Consider the following 16,328-nt stretch of genomic DNA (forward strand, 5'->3'; position numbering starts at 1 on the left):
GTCATCCGTGCGAACGTCTCCCGGGTCTCGGAGCGGGCGAAGCAGCCAGCCATCGAGGCCAACAGGCCCCCGAACGCCATGTCGTGGCCTTCGTGGTCTACCGTGGCCGAAGCGGCCGTCTCGTTCTGATGTTGTGTCATACCACATCATGATCAAGGCGGCCGCCCTCATGCCCGCAGCCACCCCCATCAAGCCGCTGACCAGCACCGACGAGCATCAGCAGATCTATCTACAGCTGCCGTAACTTTGAGGGTGCGTGGTATCGCCCAAAAGGCCGTACGAGCGAGTCCGACGTGATTTCCAGCCTGATTTCTGACAAAGTTCACTCCTGTTTTGTCCCCCTGATCAAAAATGGAGACAGGGTCATGGGTTCCTCCCGCAGAATCCTCGGCGCGCTCGGTCTACTGTCCTGCCTCACACTTTCGGCGAACGTTCCGGCGGCCGGTGCGGCGGTCCTCGCCGGCCCCCGTGTCTCCGACGTCACCGTCAAGGAGCAGGCCCGGATCCCGTTCACACAGCGTTACCAGGCCGTGCTGCACGGCGGGCTGGTCCGGGCCTCGAACTCCGGGATCAGCTGTCGCAAGGAGGAGAACCGGCAGGCCGAACCCTGCGCCGACGTGCAGCGCGGCGCCGCGGGGGTCAACAGCGACTACGAGATGTTCTACAGCGAGGTCGACAAGGACCCCGACACCTACAACTCCACCCGGGCCGAGCTCAAGGTCCCGCAAGGCGCGAAGGTCGCCTACGCCCGGCTGTACTGGGGCGGGAACCTGCGGGTGGGCGAGCAGAAGCCGCCGGAGGACAACGGCCGCGTGCTGGTCGCCGAGCCCGGCGGCGCGTACAAGGAAGTCCTTGCGGACACGGTCATCGGGCACCGCAGTGACGCGGGCAGCGACGCCTACCAGGCCTCGGCGGACGTGACCCCGCTGGTCCGCAAGGGCGGCGCCGGGATGTGGACGGTCGCCCAGCTGAACATCGCGATGGGGCACTCGGCGGTGGGGGCCTGGGGCGGCTGGACGCTGGTCGTCGCCTACGAGCACCCGAAGGAACCGCTGCGCCGGGTTTCCGTGCACGACGGGTTCGACGGGCTGGTCCCGGGGGTGGGCGAGGCCGCCGGTCGGACGGTGGAGGTCGCCGGGCTGGACGCGCCGGCCGGGTCCGCCGGCAAGGCCGGGGTGGTCGCCTACGACGGGGACCGGGGGGTCCTCGGGGACTCACTGACGGTGACGGCGGACAGTGGTCGGCGCGTGAGTCTCAGTGATTCAGAAAATCCTTTTAATGATGTTATGAATTCCACGATCACGGAATTCGGACGTCCCTCGTTCGTGCGACAGCCCGAACACGTGAATACCCTCGGATATGACGCGGACGTGTTCGATCTGGGTCCCGCCCTGTCCGGTGGTGCCCGCAGCCTGAGTTTCAAGTTCACGGGCGAAAGTCAGGGCCAATTCCTCGGTGTGCTCTTCGTTCAGACAGACGCGCGCCGCTGAACGTAGGAGATCACTCCACGTGTCGACCAACCGTTCGACAGCACATTCGTCCCCATCGGTCCTCCACACCGTCCTCCACCTCGCCCAACCCGTCGACGGCGGGGTCGCCCGGGTCGTCACCGACCTGGTCCGGGCGCAGGCCGCCGTAGGGCTGCGCGTCGTCGTCGGCTGCCCGCGCGGCGGCCGGCTCGCCGACGACGCCCACGACGCCGGCGCCGAGGTCCTCACCTGGCGCGCCGGGCGATCGCCCGGGCCCGGGCTGCCCGCCGAGGTGCTCGGCGCCGCGCGACTGATCCGCCGCGTACGGCCCGATCTGCTGCACGTCCACAGCGCCAAGGCCGGGTTGGCCGGGCGGCTGGCCGCGCGCGGCACCGTGGCGACCGTGTTCCAGCCGCACGCCTGGTCCTTCGACGCCGTGGGCGGGGCCACCGCCGCGCTCGCGCTGCGCTGGGAGCGGTTCGGCGCCCGGTGGGCCGACCGGGTGCTCTGCGTCAGCGAGGCGGAACGCCGGGCCGGCGAGTCCGAGGGGATCACCGCCCGCTGGTCGGTCATCCGCAACGGCGTGGACACCGACCACTTCCGGCCCGGCGCCGCCGACCGCGACGTCGACCGGGCGGCGGCCCGCGCCGAACTCCCGCTGCCCGCCGAGTTCCGGGGCGACGCGCCGCTCGTCGTCTGCGTCGGCCGGCTCTGCCCGCAGAAGGGCCAGGACATCCTGCTCAAGGCCTGGTCGGAGGTGTCGGCGACGATCCCGGACGCCCGACTGGCCCTCGTCGGGGACGGCCCCGACACCGAACGGCTGCGCCTGGGGGCCCCGCCGGGCGTCCTCTTCGCGGGGGCCGCCTCCGACATCCGACCGTGGCTTCGGGCCGCCGATCTCGTTGTACTGCCGTCGCGGTGGGAAGGCATGGCGCTCGCCCCGCTCGAAGCGATGGCCTGCGGTCGCCCGGTCCTGGTCTCCGACGTCAGCGGTGCCCGGGAAAGTCTGCCGCCCGGCCAGGGGCGGCTGTGCCTGGTGCCGCCGGAGGACCCGACGGCACTGGCCAAGGCCCTCTCCGGGCTGTTGGCCGAACCGCGGCTGCTCGCCGAACTCGGGGAGCGGGCCCGGGAGCACGCCCGGACCGACTTCGACGTACGGCGGACCACGGACGCGGTCACCGGCCTGTACCACGAACTGCTGGGCAGGCCCCGGCCCTTGAACCAGGAGCGCATCAGCCGATGACGATGGACAGCGCACCCGCCCGGCACCCCGGGCAGGGCGGCACGGGGCCCGCCGGGAGCAGCGCCTTCGCGCCCGCGCCTCACACACCAGCCCGCCGTTCCGTGACCGCCATCCACCCGCCGCGCGGGCCCCAGGTCGAACCGGCCAGGACCGCCGTCCGGCCGCGGCGCGTCCGCCCCCGCGACCGGGTCGTCCCGCTGGTGACCTCTGACGCGCTGGCCGCCGTCCTCACCGCCCTGACCCTGCCCGGACCGGGCCTCGCGACCGAGGCCGCCCTGCCCCTCGCGGCCCTGCTCCTCGCGCTGCACGCGCAGGCGGGGCTGTACCGGCCGCGGCTCGCGCCCTCCGCGCTGTTCGAACTGCCCGCACTCGCCGGTCGGGCCGTCGTCCTGTGGTGCGGGGCCGCCGCCGTCCTGGCCGCCCTCCACCCCCGACAGGCCATGAGCTGGAGCGTGCTGCTCGGCACGGTCTGCCTCCAGGTCCTGCTGGTCTGCGCGGGCCGCGGCCTCGTGAACCAGCTCCACCGGCGCGCCGCGCTGCGCTCGCCCGCCTCCGCGCTCGTCGTCGGTCCCGGCGCGGGCGCCGGGGCGGTCGCCACCGCCCTCCACGGGCGCCCCGAGTACGGCCTGCGGCCCGTCGGGATCGCCGACACCGGGGCCGCCGACGGGGAACACGCCCCCCTGCCGGTGCTCGCCACCCACGAGGACGTCCGGCGCGCGGTCATCCAGAATTCCGTCCGGCACGCCGTCTTCACCCGACCGCCGGAGGCCGACGAACGCACCGCCTCGCTGGTCCGGCTCTTCCACGACCACGGCTGCCGGCTCTGGCTCGCCGACCCGGCCGGCACCGCCAAGGTCACCGGCATGCGCGTGGCGCAGCCGGCCGACCAGCTGTGGGGGTACGCCGTGCAGCCGCTGCTGCCGCGCCCGTCCCGGCCGTTGGAGCGGTTCGCGAAGCGGCTCATCGACTCCACGCTCGCCGCGATCGCCCTGCTGCTCGCCGCGCCCGTGATGGCCGCCTGCGCCCTGGCCGTACGGCTCGTCGACGGGCCCGGCGTGATCTTCCGGCAGGAGCGGGTCGGGTTGTACGGACGCCCCTTCACCCTGCTGAAGTTCCGCACCCTGAGCGCCGATCCGCACGAGTCCGCCACCCGGTGGACGGTCGCCGGCGACCGGCGGATGAGCCCGGTCGGCTCCTTCCTGCGCAAGTCCTCGCTGGACGAGCTGCCGCAGCTGTGGAACGTCGTACGGGGTGACATGAGCCTGGTCGGTCCGCGCCCCGAGCGGCCCTTCTTCGTCGCCAAGTTCAGCAGCGTGCACCCCGGTTACGAGGCCCGTCACCGGATGCCCGTCGGGATCACCGGACTCGCGCAGATCAACGGACTGCGCGGGGACACCTCCATCGAGGACCGGGCCCGCTTCGACAACCACTACATCGACACCTGGTCGCTGTGGCAGGACCTGTGGATCCTCGCCCGCACCGCGGCCGGGTTCTTCCGATTCCGGCTGGGGGGCAGCTGAGCATGAGCCTTGCCGTATCGAGCCCCTGGGTACGCCCGGACGTCGGTGGGCTGCTGCGCCGACACTGGCCGTTGCTGCCGCTCGCCGCGACCGTCCTGTTCCTCCTCGCCCCGCTGCCGGCGGGCGACGCCACCACCTCGGGCAAGGTCGGACCGGCCGACGCCGCCTCGCTGCTGCTCGTCCTGGTGTGCGCCGTACAGGCGGTGCGCGGCCGGGTGCGGGCGCTGACCCCGATAGGGGCGGCCCTCCTCGGGCTGCCTGCCGTGGGGCTCGCGGTGGCCACCGTCACCGCGGGGGACCCGTACGCGGCGCTGCCCGGGTTCGTGCGCTACCTCCAGGTCTTCGTGCTGGTCCCGGCGGCGATCGTGCTGCTGGTGCGGGACGCCCGCGAGTTCCGCCTGGCCGCCGCCTGCTTCGTGGTGCTGGCACTGGTCCAGGGGGCCGTCGGCGTCGTGCAGTTCGCGACCCACACCGGCGCCTCGTACCAGGGCGAGGACATCCGGGCCGTGGGCACCTTCGGCCCCGGTGACGTCATGGGCATGGCCACGGTGGTCGCGTACGGGCTGATCGTCGCGACCGCCGCCGCACTGGCGCCGGGACTGCCGCGACGGGTCCGGAGGGTGGCGACCGGCTGCGCGCTCGCCCTGGTGCTGCCGCTGGTGCTGTCCTTCAGCCGGGGCGCGTGGATCGCCACCCTCGGCGCGGCCGTGCTGATCATGGTGATCGCCGGTATCCGGCGGGCGCTCAAGGTGCTGTTGGCGCTGGTCGCGCTCGGCGTGGTGCTCGTCGGCGGGCTCGGGGTCGGCTCCGAGATGGTCGCGGAACGGCTGACCTCGATCACCCAGGTCTCCGACGCCCCCGACCAATCGGTCACCGACCGCTACACCATGTGGGCCGCCGCCGAGTCGATGTGGCGCGAGCGGCCCGCGGCCGGCGTGGGCCTCAAGGGCTTCCCGGCCAACCGGGACGGCCACTCCGGCCTGGCCCTGTCCGCCGGCAGCGACACCGCCGGCGCGGGGCAGGCCTTCATCAAGCAACCGCTGCTGTCCCCGCACAACATGTACCTGCTCGTGCTCAGCGAGCAGGGCCTGATCGGACTGACCGCGCTCGTCGGCGGCTGGGCGGCGCTGCTGGTCGCGGGCGTCCGCCGATGCGCCTCCCGCCGAGGAGCCCTGGACTGTGGGCTGATCGCCGTCGGGCTCCTGGCGTGGCAGCTGACCGACTTCCTCTACGCGGACATCGGCGGGCCGTCCACCGTCCTGACCGGGGTGATCATCGGACTCGCCGCCTGGTGGGCGCTGTCCTCCCGGGGCGACCCGGAGGGCGGGTTCGCGACCGGTACCGGACGGGGCCGGCCGGCCGTCGAGTGGCCGGCCGGCCGGTGACGGGCATCCCGCCCCGGCGGAACCGGACGCCGCCCGCGGCGCCGGTGCGCGCGGGGACCGGGACCGGGGCCGCGTGATCGCCTCCGGCGGCCCCGCCGTCGCGGGGACGTCCGCCGCCACGGAATTCGAGGGGACCGCCGCCGCCCGTGCGCGGGCCGGGCGGGGATCCGGATCCGGCGACCCCGGCACGTCCGCCCCCCTGGGCCGGTACCTCGCCAAGGCCGCCGCCGTCACCGCCGGCCTCACCGCCGCGGGGGCGGTGTTCGGGCTCGTACGCGACCAGACCATCGCCCACCTCTTCGGCGCCGGGCACGACAGCGACGCGTTCCTCATCGCCTGGACCGTCCCCGAGATGGCCTCGACGCTGCTCATCGAGGACGCCATGGCGCTGCTGATGGTGCCCGCCTTCAGCCACGCCCTGGCCCGCCGGGCCGCCGACCGCGCCGGGCTCACCCGCAAGCAGGCCCGCGCGCAGGACCCCGTACGGCTGCTCGTGGGCGCGACCCTGCCGCGGCTGCTGGTGCTGCTGGCCGCCGTGGCCTCCGTACTGATCGTCGCCGCGCCGCTCGTCGTGGGCGTCCTCGCGCCCGGACTGCCCGATTCCGACCTGGCCGTCCAGTGCACCCGGCTGACCGCCCTGACCGTGATCACCTTCGGGATCGCCGGATACTTCAGCGCCGCGCTGCGGGCCCACAGATCCTTCCTGCCACCCGCCGCGATCTACGTCTCCTACAACGTCGGGATCATCGGCGCGATGGTCGCCCTCCACGCCCTGTGGGGTGTGCGGGCCGCCGCGGCCGGAGTCGCCCTCGGCGGGGCGCTGATGGTGCTCGTCCAACTGCCCGCGTTCATCCGGAACGTGGGCTTCGGACCGTCCCGGGCCAAGGGCGCCCCGCGCAGCCGGCGCGACCGGGACCGGCCGACGCTGATCGCCTTCGGGCTGATCGCCCCCGTCATCTTCTTCGCCGTCTTCCGGCAGTCCCAGGTCCTGGTCGAACGGTTCCTGGCCGCCTCGCTCCCGTCCGGGGCCATCTCGCACCTGAACTACGCGCAGAAGGTCGCGCAGATGCCGATGGTGCTGTCCCTGATGATCTGCACGGTCACCTTCCCGGTCGTCGCCCAGGCCATGGCCGGCGGCGAACGCGAGAAGGCCCGGCGGCGCGTCGAACGGGACCTGGCCCTCGCCTCCCTCGCCGTCCTCATGGGCACCGCCCTCGTCATCGGGTACGCGCCCCAGATCATCCAGGTCCTCTTCGAACGCGGCGCCTTCACCCACCGGGACACCCTGGCCACCGCCTCCGTGATGCGGGTCTACGGCCTCGGACTCCTCGGCCACTGCCTCGTCGGGGCGCTGTCCCGGCCCTTCTTCTCGACCGCCCGGCCCACCTGGTTCCCGGCGCTCGCGATGGGCGCCGGACTGCTCGTCAACATCGTCTTCGGAGCCTTCGCCGTCGGCTGGTGGGGGACCTACGGGATCGCCGCCGCCAACGCCGCCGGCATCTCGACCACCGCCGCCCTGCTCCTCACCGGGCTCGGCTCCCGGATCGTCGCCATCCAGGTCCGCCGGGTCGCCGTCAGCATCGGGCGCCTCGCGGTCGCCGCCGTCGCGGCCTGCGCCACCGGCTGGATCGCCGGCCCCATGATCCCCGACCCGCTGCTCAGCGCCGCCCTCGGCTGCCTGCTGGTCCCGGCCATGTTCGGAGCCACCGGAATGGCCATGCGGGCACTCGAAGTCACCGTGCTGCCCGCCCAGATCGCCCAGCTCACCTCCCAGCTCACCCAGAGGTTTCGCAATGCCCGCTGACACCGACACGGCGTCCGCCGCCGTGCTGGTCCCCGCCCGCCGGACCGCATCGCCGTGGGTCCTCATGTACCACTCGGTCGCCGAGTTCACCGACCCCGCCGAGGACCCGTACGGGATCACCGTCACCCCGCGCGTGCTGGAGGCCCAGCTGCTGTGGCTGCGCTCCCGGGGCCTGCGCGGGGTGTCCGTCGGCGAACTGCTCCGGGCCCGCGCGGCCGGCCGCGGAGCCGGGCTCGTCGGACTCACCTTCGACGACGGGTACACCGACTTCCTCACCCGGGCGCTTCCCCTGCTCAAGCGCCTCGACTTCACCTCCACGCTGTTCGTGCTGCCGGGGCGGCTCGGGGTGGACAACGTGTGGGACCCGCTGGGCCCCCGCAAGTCCCTCCTCACCGCCGAGGGGATCCGCGAGGTCGCCGCCGCCGGGCAGGAGATCGGCTCGCACGGGCTGCTCCACCAGGACCTCACGGCCACCACCGACGACGTGCTCCGGCAGGAACTGCACGGCAGCCGCGACCTGCTGCGGGAGTTGACCGGGACGCTGCCCGAGGGGTTCTGCTACCCGTACGGGCACCTCGACGCACGGGTCGTGGACGCCACCCGGGCCGCCGGGTACGGCTACGCGTGCGCCATCGACCCCGGTCGACTCGCCGGCCCGTACGCCCTGCCCCGTACGCACATCAGCCAGGCCGACGGCGGGGCACGGCTGCGGATCAAGCGGCTGCGGCACCGGATGCGGGAGCTGCGCAGGGGGGTGGCGGCACGATGAACGCGATTGACGGGATGAAGTCGCTCAAGGTGCTGCACGTCATCACCGGCCTGGGCGTCGGCGGAGCCGAGCAGCAACTGCGCCTGCTGCTGCGCCACATGCCCATGCGGTGCGACGTGCTGACCCTGACCAACCCCGGCCAGGTGGCCGAGGGACTGCGGGCCGATGGGGTACGGGTCGTCCACCTCGGCATGAAGGGCAACCGGGACCTCGGCGCGCTGCCCCGGATGGTGCGCTTCATCCGGCGCGAACGCTACGACCTGGTCCACACCCACCTGTACCGGGCCTGCCTGTACGGGCGGCTCGCGGCCCGGCTCGCGGGCGTGCGCACGACCGTGGCCACCGAACACTCCCTCGGCGAGGGCGAGATCGAGGGACGACGGCTCTCGCACGGGGTCCGCGCCCTGTACCTGGCCGGAGAACGCCTCGGCGCGGCGACGGTGGCCGTCTCCGACACCGTGGCGACGCGGCTGGAGGGCTGGGGCGTGCCGGCCGCGCGCATCCACGTCGTACCGAACGGGATCGAAGCCGTCCGCTTCCGTTTCGACGAAGGCGTGCGCCGGGCCACGCGGGCCCGGGCCGGACTCCCGGAACGGGCCTTCGTGGTGGGCGGGGTCGGCCGGCTCGTGCCGGGCAAGCGGTTCGACGTGCTCGTACGGGCCGTGGCCGCGCTGCCCGGAGCCCACCTGCTGCTCGCCGGGGACGGCCCCGAACGGGCCGCGCTGCGGCGGCTCGCCGCCGACCTCGGCGCCCAGAGCCGGATCCACCTGCTCGGGGAACGGGACCCGCTCGGCGACAGTGCGGACGGGCGGACGCCCGGCATCCCCGCCCTGCTGGCCGCGATGGACGTCTTCGTGTCCCCGTCGCGTGAGGAGGCCTTCGGGCTCGCGGTCGTCGAGGCGCTCGCCGCCGGACTGCCCGTCCTGCACGTCACCTGCCCGGCCATCGACGACCTGCCCGCGACGCAGGCGCCCGGGGCGCGACGGATCGGCACCGGGACGGAGGAGCTGGTCGCCGCGCTGCGCGGACACATGGAGGCGGGGGCCGGCCGGTTGCCGGCGCCGCCCGTGGTGCGGCGCTACGACATCGCGCGGAGCGCGGAGCGGTTGCTCTCGGTCTACGCCGGAGCGCTGGCCGCGCCGCCCGAGGGGGGCCGGGGCACCGCCCCGGATCCGGGCGCCGGGGCGAAACGGCTCGGGGTCGGGGCGCTGTCCGCCCCCGGGCGCGGGCCGGACGCACGGGGGGACGCCGCCCCCCGGCCGGGGGCCGCACGCACGCCCGGCCGGGGCGACGGCTGATCAGTCCTACCGCAGGGGCCCCGCAGCGGGGCCGAAGGAAGTTCCCTCCACTCAGGAAGCGAGCACGCACATGGCCGACACCGCCGACCAGAAGAAGTCCGACCACCGCTCCGCGAAGAAGGGGCGGCCCCGGTTGCTGCCGCCCGCGTGGTGGCTGTTGCCCGCCTGCGCGCTGCTGGGGCTGGCCGCCGGCGGGGCGTACGGGGTGCTCAAGGCGCCCGAGTACGCCGCCACCAGCTACGTCGTCGCCGTCCCGGACGACACCACCGAACCGGCCACCGCCCTCGGTTTTGCCCAGGCCTACGCCCGCATCGCCACCAGCAGCTCCACCCTCGCCTACGCCCAGCCCCGCGCCGGCATCAGCGCCCACCGGCTGCGGACCCAGGTACGCGCCGAGACCTCCCCCGAGTCCCCGATGATCGCCATCACCGGTACCTCCAAGAGCCCGTCCGAGGCCGCCGACATCGCGAACGCGGTCGCCGACGCCCTGTCGCTGAGCAGCAACCAGGCCGCCAAGAACACCGGCGTGCAGCTGCTGCTGTTCAACCAGGCCGTCGCGCCGACCGACCCGGCCTCGGCCTCCGCGCCGCTCAGCGGAGCCGTCGGACTCTGCGCCGGCGGGCTCGTCGGCGGCCTGTGGATGCTGGCCCGACCCGGACGCCGGCGCGGCGACGAGGTCGTCGCCGAGGGCGCCGAGACCCCCGTGGCCGGCGAGTTCGCGACGCTGCCCGCGCAGGGCGAGCACACCACGGCCAAGGAGAAGGAGTCCGTGCGATGAGTTCGGGCTCCGCCGGGGGCCTGTCGGTGACGCTGTGCCGGGACCCCCGGCAGTTCGCCGCGCTGGAAGAGCCGTGGAACCGGCTCGTCCGCGGCTGCCCCACCGCCACCCCCTTCCAGAGCCACGCCTGGCTGCACTCCTGGTGGCTGTCGTACGGCAAGGAGGGCAGGCTCCGGCTCGTCCTCGTGCGCCGCGGCGAGGAACTGGTCGGCGTGGCCGCGCTGATGCTCGTGCACCGGCCGCTGCCGCTGCTGGTGCCGCTGGGCGGCGGGATCACCGACTACTTCGACGTGCTCGTGGCCCCCGAGCACGCCCGGCAGGTCGTCCCGGCGCTGGCCCGCGGGCTGCACCGGGCCGCCCGCGGCGCGGTCGTCGACCTCCGCGAGGTGCGGCCCGGGGCGGTCGCCGAGGCGGTGTTCGAGCAGTGGCCCGGGGCACGGGCCAGGCTCACCGACTCCACCTGCATGGAACTGCCCGCGCTGCCCTTCGACGAGCTCGTCCGGCGCATGCCCTCCTCCGGCGCCCAACGGGTGCGGGCCAAGCTCCGCAAGACCGACGCGGCCGGCATCGAGGAGCACGACGTCAGCGAGCAGGAGGTGCCGCGCGCCGTGCGGACGCTGCTGCGGCTGCACGAGAAGCAGTGGCGGGGACGCGGGGTGACCCCCGAGCACCTCAAGCCGCGCTTCGCCGAGCACCTGACCCGGGCCGTGCGGCGGATGGTGCGCGTCGGGGAGGGCCGGCTCACCGAGTTCCGGCTGGACGGGAACGTGGTCGCGGCCAACGTCACGCTGCTCTCGTCGGCCCTGAGCGGCGGGTACCTGTACGGGGCCGACCCGGACCTGCGCGACCGCAAGGTGGACATCGCCACGCTGCTGCTGCGCCACGAGGCCGGCCGGGCCCTCGCGGAGGGGCGGCCGGTGGTGAGCTTCCTGCGCGGCAACGAACCGTACAAGAACCACTGGCGGCCCGAAACGGTGGTCAACCAGCGGTTCCTGCTGGCCACCAACGCGCTCGCGCCCCTGCTGCGACTGCACGAGTCGCAGGTGTCGGGGCGCGAGCGGGCGGTGGACGCGCTGCGCGAGGCGCTGCCGGCCGCCAGGGACTGGCGGGCGCGGCTCAACGAACTGCGGGTGCGATGACGGGAGTCACGCCACCTCGCCTAGAAGGGCCAGAGGAAGCCCTTGCGCCAGTCGAGCTTGACGCAGACCGCCTGGTTGCCGACGAGCTTGGACAGCCATTCCCCGAAGTTGAGCGGCACGCACCACTGCGTGTTGTTCGCGGAGGGCTTCGGCGGCGTCGGCTCGGCCGGCTTGGGCGTGGCTGCGGGCACGGCCGGGCTCGGCGCGACCGGGCTCGGCGCCGCCGGGCTGGGGGCCGCGGGGGAGGGGACGGCCGGGGAGGGGGCCGCCGGGCTCGGGACCGCCGGCGAGGGCTCCACGACGGGGACCTCCGGGGACGGGCTCACGGGCGCCGGCACCACGGAGGGTTCGACCGAGGGCACGACGGACGGCTCGACGGGAACGTCCACGGGCGGGACGACGGGCGGGACCGACGGTGCCTGCGGCGTGGGGATCTGCGGCGTCGGGATCTGCGGAGTCGGGACCTGGGGGGTGGGGACGACCGGGGTCGGGACCACGGGCGTCGGGATCACCGGCGTGGGGATCACCGGCGTCGGGATGACGGGGCCGGGCTTCTGCGGGGTGAGGGCGTCCTTGAACACCTTCGAGGACCGCGGATTCTGCTTGCACTGCCAGACGCCGTGCGGGCAGTAGTCGGTGATGGTGTGGTAGAGCGGTTTGTGCTGCTCGATCCACGTGAGCATGCGCCGCACGTACTCCGCGTTGTCCCCGCGCCGGTACAGGCCCCACTCCGGGTACGAGATCTCCTTGCCGTGTGCCTTCGCGAAGTCCACGTGCTCCTGGAGTCCGTACGGCTGCGTGATCTGGTCGTCGAAGTCCTGGCCGGGACCCTGGTCGTAGGAGTCCATTCCGATGATGTCCACCACGTCGTCGCCCGGGTAGCACTTGGTCCAGCCGATCGCGTCCGTACCCCGGTTCGGTGCGAAGTCGAACTTGAACTTCTGGCCGGACACGGACCGCATCGCGGCGACGGCGCGCTTCCAGTACCGCTTCCAGTTCTCCGGGTCGGGCCCGCAGCGGTGCGTGTACGTGGTGCCGTTCATCTCCCAGCCGAGGACGATGACGGTGTCCGGCACGCCCAGCTCCACCAGCCGCTCGGCCAGCCGCTTGAAGTGCCGGTCGTACTCGCCTTGCGCGCCCGCCCTGATCAGCTGGGCCACCTGACGGTCGGGCACCCGCTCCTCGTTGCGTTCCTGCATGGGCACGTTGAGGACGAACATCCGGTCGTCCTCCTCCTGGCGCCACTCGGCCCAGTCCGTCAGGAAGTCGACGTTGCCCTCGATGCCGGCCCACCGGTCCCCGGGGAGATAGGTGTGCCCGACCCGGATCTCCTTGCCGCCCAGCCAGCGCGACAGGAACGGGATCCGGGCCACTCCCGACGGCCCGTAGTCGAGATACGCGCCCATGGCGATGTCGGAGCCCTTGGGTGCTTCCTCGTCGGGCGCGGCGAGCGCGGCGCCGGTGGCCAGCAGTCCGGCCGTGACCGTACCGACGCAGGCGCTCGCCAGTCGGCGGCGTGGTGTGGGCATGGCGTCTCCCGAGCTTCCCGAATCGGTGTGCTTGTCAACGACGTTAGGCATCACATCCGACGAATGGCCTGTCCGGTGACCGCCGCGTAGGCCATTCGCAGGCGCACACCACCCCAGCTTGGTCCGACTAGGTGAAAGACACCGTTTTCATGCACGCGTTCGCCAACCATGTGCCCGCCGTTCTGCTCAGGCTCGATCGGAATCCGTTCCACCACGGAACCCTCGGCGCCGTCAGATCCCTTGGCCGCAAAGGCGTGGAGGTCCATGTCGTCGTCGAGGCCGGGGGAGGTCCGGTGCGGCGTTCGCGGTATCTGCGCGCCGTGCATCCCGGGCCGGTCGGCGGACTCGACCCCGAGGCACCACAAGCCCTGCTGGACTGCCTGCTCACCGTGTCAGAACGCATCGGGCGTCCCGCCGTGCTCGTCGCGATGGACGACCTGAGCGCGATCGCGGTCGCCCGGATCGCGCCGGCGCTCGACGAGCGGTACCGGATTCCCCATCAGCCGGACGGCCTGCCCGCACGGGTGGCCGACAAGGCCGAACTGTCGCGGCTGTGCGCGCGCTGGGACATCCCGCACCCCGAGACGGTGATCCCGACGAGCGGGGCCGAGGCGTCCGAGGCCGCCTGGCGGTTGGGGCTGCCGGTGGTGGCGAAGTGGAGCCGGCCGTGGCTGCTGCCGGCGGGCGAGGGACTGCGGAGCACCACGCTGCTGCACAGCGCGGCCGAGGCGCGACGCCTCTACGAACGCTCGGCGCGGGCGGGCAGCCGGCTGCTGCTCCAACGGTTCCTGCCGGCCGGTCAGGACACCGACTGGTTCTTCCACGGGGCCTTCGCGCGGGGCGGACACCCGCTGCTCGTCGGGTCCGGGCGCAAGGAACTGTCCTGGCCGGTACGGACGGGGCTGACGGCCGTCGGACGGTGGCTGCCCGATCCGGCGGTGGAGGAGGCGGGACTGCGGCTCGCCGAACGGCTCGGCTACCAGGGCATCCTGGACCTCGACTTCCGTCGCGACGAGCGGGGCTGCTTCCGGCTCGTGGACTTCAACCCGCGTCCCGGGGCCCAGTTCCGGTTGTTCACGGACGCGGCCGGCCTGGACGTGGTCCAGGCGATGTACCTGGATCTGACGGGGCAACGGGTACCCACGCCCTCGGGCGGGCCGGGCCGGGTGTTCGTCGCGGAGAACTACGCGCTGCTGGCGGCGGTACGCGGACGCCGGCTGCCGCTCGCCCCGCGGCCGGCGCGGGGGCAGGCACGGGGAGCGGCGTGGGGGGCGGTGGCTCGTCCGCACCCGGCCCGGGACCCGGCCCCCGAGCCCGGCGCGGCACCGGCCCCCGGCGGCCCCCGCGACGGTGTGGTGATCCCGGACCCGGCCCGGCCGGATCGGCCCGGCCGGGCGGCGGAACACCGGGTGGACCAGAGCGGCGCGGCCCCGGACCGGGGTGACGGCCCCGGAGCGGGGTCCGCCACGGCCGGGACGGCGCGGGCCGCGCCGAGGGACCGGCGCGCGGAGGTGGAGGCGGCATGGTTCGCCCCGGACGACCTGATGCCGTTCGTCGCGATGGTCACCGCCTTCCTGGGGCGGGGCTTCGGCAAGGGCGCCCGGGTGCTGCGGGGCTTCCCCGCGCAGGGCCGCCGTACCGCCCGAGCCGTGGTGCGCGCACCCCGCCAGCGCGGCCGGGAACAGGCGTCCGACGGCTCCGGGCCGGCCGCCCGCCCGGCCCCGCCGGAGGCGGCGGAACCGGACGAGCTGGTGAGCCGGTGACACCCCCGAGCCGGTGACACCCCTCGCCCCGGGCGGGCCCGCCCGGGGCGGTCGGCCATGACAGTGGAGGGACAGCGATGACACGAATGGACGACCTCGTCGTGGTCGGCGCGGGGCCGTACGGGCTGTCGATCGCCGCGCACGCCGCGGCGGCCGGGCTCCGCGTGCGGGTGTTGGGGCGGCCCATGGCGTCCTGGCGGGACCACATGCCCGAGGGGATGTACCTGAAGTCGGAGCCCTGGTCGTCCAACCTGTCCGCGCCCGGCGGACGGCACACCCTCGCCGACTACTGCGCCGGCCTGGGCGTGCGGGCCGAACACGGCGGGCCGCTGCCGATCGGCACCTTCAGCGCGTACGGGCTCTGGTTCGCGGGGCGGGCCGCGCCCGAGGTGGAGGAGGTGACGGTCACCGAGCTGACCCCGCAGGGGGGCGGCTTCCGGATCAGGACCGCGCAGGGGCCGCCGCTGTTCGCCCGTACCGTCGCCCTGGCGGTGGGGGTGATGCCGTTCGTGAACTTCCCCGCGGTACTGCGGGACCTGCCGCCCGGCCACTACTCGCACAGCAGCGGCCACCGCGACCTGGCCCGGTTCGCCGGCCGGGAGGTCGCCGTGCTCGGGGCCGGGCAGGCGGCCCTGGAGACCGCGGCCCTGCTGGCGGAGGCCGGGGCGCGACCGTGCCTGGTGGCCCGGCGGCCCCGACTGAACTGGAACACCGTCCCGCAGCCCCTGGAACGGTCCCCGCTGCGGGCCCTGCGCGACCCGCACAGCGGGCTGGGTACCGGATGGCGCAGTTGGGTGTGGTCGGAACTGCCGTGGGCGGTGCGTCGGCTGCCCGCGGCGACCCGGGAACGCATCGCCGCCACGGCGCTGGGGCCCGCCGGTGCCTGGTGGCTGCGGGACCGCTTCGAACAGCGGGTACCGGTGCTGCTCGGCCACCACCTGCACCGGGCGGTCGCGGCGGGCGACCGCACCCGCCTCCAGCTGACCTCCGCGACCGGGGAGTCCGTCGTCCTGGACACCTCGCACGTCATCGCGGCCACCGGATTCGCCCCCGACCTGCGCCGACTGGAACTTCTCGACGTCGGGCTGCGGACCGCGCTGCGCACCGTGGGCGGCGGCGGGACGCCCGAGCTGAGCGCGGGCTTCGAATCGTCGTGGCCCGGGCTGTTCTTCGCGGGCCTGCTGACGGCTCCCTCATTCGGCCCTTCCATGCGATTCGTGCACGGTGCGGGCTTCACGGCGGGGAGACTGGTGAAGGGAGTCCTGGGGAGGCTCGGCGCCCGGGGCCGACTGCCGGGTTCCGCCGCCGGCGACCGGCCCGACCGGGCCGCCGCCGGGCACCCCGAGACGTATCCGCGGTGAGACGTGTACACGGTCAGAGGCGAGAGGGGTCGCGATGGGCGCGGAGCGAGCACAGGGCGGCCGTGGCTGGGTACGCATCCCCGCCAGCCGTGCGGAACAGCCGCCGAGCCGGCCCAAGGGCGGATCCTTCGGCCCCGGCGACCAGTCCACGATCTACCTCTCCCTCCTGAAGCGCTGGCGAGAGGCCGGACGCACCCTTCCGGGGCATCCTGACGAAGAGTGGGAGCGGCTGATCTCCCAGCCGTGCTGGCCCGGCCGTTAGGTGGTGTG

14 protein-coding genes are annotated in these 16,328 nt (G+C 74.0%); 12 read left to right on the forward strand and 2 right to left on the reverse strand.

What is annotated here, in order from left to right; all coding sequences use genetic code 11:
• The first annotated feature begins 365 nt into the window (after nucleotides 1-365).
• The 9 genes from OTB19_RS21485 to OTB19_RS21525 all read left to right on the forward strand — a co-directional run bounded on the left by OTB19_RS21485 (nucleotide 366) and on the right by OTB19_RS21525 (nucleotide 11,405).
• Entirely contained in the window at nucleotides 366-1,490 is a 1,125-nt protein-coding gene (locus tag OTB19_RS21485) for a DUF3344 domain-containing protein (protein ID WP_420716882.1), read from the forward strand.
• Nucleotides 1,491-1,509: 19 nt separating this feature from the next.
• Nucleotides 1,510-2,712: a glycosyltransferase gene (locus tag OTB19_RS21490; RefSeq protein ID WP_267799980.1), complete on the forward strand. Its 1,203-nt coding sequence runs from the start codon at nucleotides 1,510-1,512 to the stop codon at nucleotides 2,710-2,712.
• Nucleotides 2,709-4,232, forward strand: a complete 1,524-nt coding sequence (locus OTB19_RS21495; protein WP_420716883.1) for an exopolysaccharide biosynthesis polyprenyl glycosylphosphotransferase — start codon at nucleotides 2,709-2,711, stop codon at nucleotides 4,230-4,232. The genes OTB19_RS21490 and OTB19_RS21495 overlap by 4 nt, the downstream gene beginning before the upstream one ends.
• A 2-nt stretch (nucleotides 4,233-4,234) precedes the next feature.
• Complete coding sequence (locus OTB19_RS21500) at nucleotides 4,235-5,617, forward strand: O-antigen ligase family protein (protein ID WP_267799981.1); 1,383 nt, start codon at nucleotides 4,235-4,237, stop codon at nucleotides 5,615-5,617.
• Nucleotides 5,618-5,690: 73 nt separating this feature from the next.
• Nucleotides 5,691-7,421 carry a murein biosynthesis integral membrane protein MurJ gene (gene murJ / locus OTB19_RS21505; RefSeq protein WP_267799982.1) on the forward strand — a complete coding sequence of 577 codons (1,731 nt, stop codon included), beginning with the start codon at nucleotides 5,691-5,693 and terminating at the stop codon, nucleotides 7,419-7,421.
• The gene (locus OTB19_RS21510; RefSeq protein ID WP_267799983.1) at nucleotides 7,411-8,190 is read left to right on the forward strand and encodes a polysaccharide deacetylase family protein; all 780 of its coding nucleotides are present in this window, start codon (nucleotides 7,411-7,413) and stop codon (nucleotides 8,188-8,190) included. The genes murJ and OTB19_RS21510 overlap by 11 nt, the downstream gene beginning before the upstream one ends.
• Complete coding sequence (locus OTB19_RS21515) at nucleotides 8,187-9,488, forward strand: glycosyltransferase (RefSeq protein ID WP_267799984.1); 1,302 nt, start codon at nucleotides 8,187-8,189, stop codon at nucleotides 9,486-9,488. The genes OTB19_RS21510 and OTB19_RS21515 overlap by 4 nt, the downstream gene beginning before the upstream one ends.
• A gap of 70 nt (nucleotides 9,489-9,558) precedes the next feature.
• Entirely contained in the window at nucleotides 9,559-10,266 is a 708-nt protein-coding gene (locus tag OTB19_RS21520; RefSeq protein WP_267799985.1) for a lipopolysaccharide biosynthesis protein, read from the forward strand.
• Nucleotides 10,263-11,405: a GNAT family N-acetyltransferase gene (locus tag OTB19_RS21525; protein ID WP_267799986.1), complete on the forward strand. Its 1,143-nt coding sequence runs from the start codon at nucleotides 10,263-10,265 to the stop codon at nucleotides 11,403-11,405. The genes OTB19_RS21520 and OTB19_RS21525 overlap by 4 nt, the downstream gene beginning before the upstream one ends.
• 20 nt (nucleotides 11,406-11,425) lie before the next feature.
• On the opposite strand, the gene OTB19_RS43680 is transcribed toward OTB19_RS21525, so the two are convergent.
• Together OTB19_RS43680 and OTB19_RS21535 are read right to left on the reverse strand one after the other, a co-directional pair.
• Entirely contained in the window at nucleotides 11,426-12,934 is a 1,509-nt protein-coding gene (locus OTB19_RS43680) for a glycoside hydrolase family 26 protein (protein WP_420716884.1), read from the reverse strand.
• Nucleotides 12,935-12,984: 50 nt separating this feature from the next.
• Nucleotides 12,985-13,200, reverse strand: coding sequence for a hypothetical protein (locus OTB19_RS21535; RefSeq protein WP_267799987.1), 216 nt, complete (start codon nucleotides 13,198-13,200; stop codon nucleotides 12,985-12,987).
• Between the two features lie 27 nt (nucleotides 13,201-13,227).
• Between OTB19_RS21535 and OTB19_RS21540 the strand changes: the two genes are divergently transcribed.
• The 3 genes from OTB19_RS21540 (at nucleotide 13,228) to OTB19_RS21550 (ending at nucleotide 16,320) form a co-directional block, all read left to right on the forward strand.
• The gene (locus OTB19_RS21540; RefSeq protein WP_267799988.1) at nucleotides 13,228-14,697 is read left to right on the forward strand and encodes an ATP-grasp domain-containing protein; all 1,470 of its coding nucleotides are present in this window, start codon (nucleotides 13,228-13,230) and stop codon (nucleotides 14,695-14,697) included.
• An 86-nt stretch (nucleotides 14,698-14,783) separates the two neighbouring features.
• On the forward strand, nucleotides 14,784-16,058 hold the full coding sequence (locus tag OTB19_RS21545) for an NAD(P)-binding domain-containing protein (protein ID WP_267800050.1): 1,275 nt from the start codon (nucleotides 14,784-14,786) through the stop codon (nucleotides 16,056-16,058).
• 34 nt (nucleotides 16,059-16,092) lie between these two features.
• Nucleotides 16,093-16,320 (forward strand): hypothetical protein, encoded by a 228-nt coding sequence (locus OTB19_RS21550; protein WP_267799989.1) that lies wholly within the window; start codon nucleotides 16,093-16,095, stop codon nucleotides 16,318-16,320.
• The last annotated feature ends 8 nt before the right edge of the window (nucleotides 16,321-16,328 follow it).

Source organism: Streptomyces sp. H27-H5 (assembly GCF_026627505.1).
Lineage (GTDB): Bacteria > Actinomycetota > Actinomycetes > Streptomycetales > Streptomycetaceae > Streptomyces.